The sequence below is a fragment of the Oceaniferula marina genome (genome assembly GCF_013391475.1).
GTDB lineage: Bacteria > Verrucomicrobiota > Verrucomicrobiia > Verrucomicrobiales > Akkermansiaceae > Oceaniferula > Oceaniferula marina.
This window is the reverse complement of sequence record NZ_JACBAZ010000070.1, coordinates 1-334: the sequence shown is the minus strand read 5'-3', so window position 1 is coordinate 334 and position 334 is coordinate 1. Positions and strand designations below refer to the sequence as shown.

Below are 334 nucleotides of genomic sequence, written 5' to 3'. Positions count from 1 at the left end.
CTTCCACCTCCGCCGGTCCATCCAGGTTTTCCACCTGATCTTTGTAAAATACATCCACGTCCCAGGCGTTCCAACGGTTCGGGTAATCCTTGTGAATCTGCAGCAGGTTCCCCTGCCCGCCATCGGCAATGACCTGACGCTGGTTTTCAAGGTCGAGCATGCCTGTGACCAGCCCTCTGGAGTCAATCTTGACCTCGAGCAGGCCGTTATTGAGGACATAGCCGTCACCTCCGGCGACCACACGGGTCGGGGACACTCCCTCAGGAAGTCCCGGGTCGGCCGATTGCACGCTGTACCCGCACTGCGGCACTTCGGCGTAGGTCAGTTCTCCATT

The 334-nt window shown here is 59.0% G+C and carries 1 protein-coding gene; it reads right to left on the bottom strand.

Annotated elements, in window-relative coordinates; translation table 11 throughout:
* The coding region (locus HW115_RS19555; RefSeq protein WP_227021691.1) for a glycoside hydrolase family 38 C-terminal domain-containing protein at positions 1-334 on the bottom strand (334 nt) is incomplete at both ends.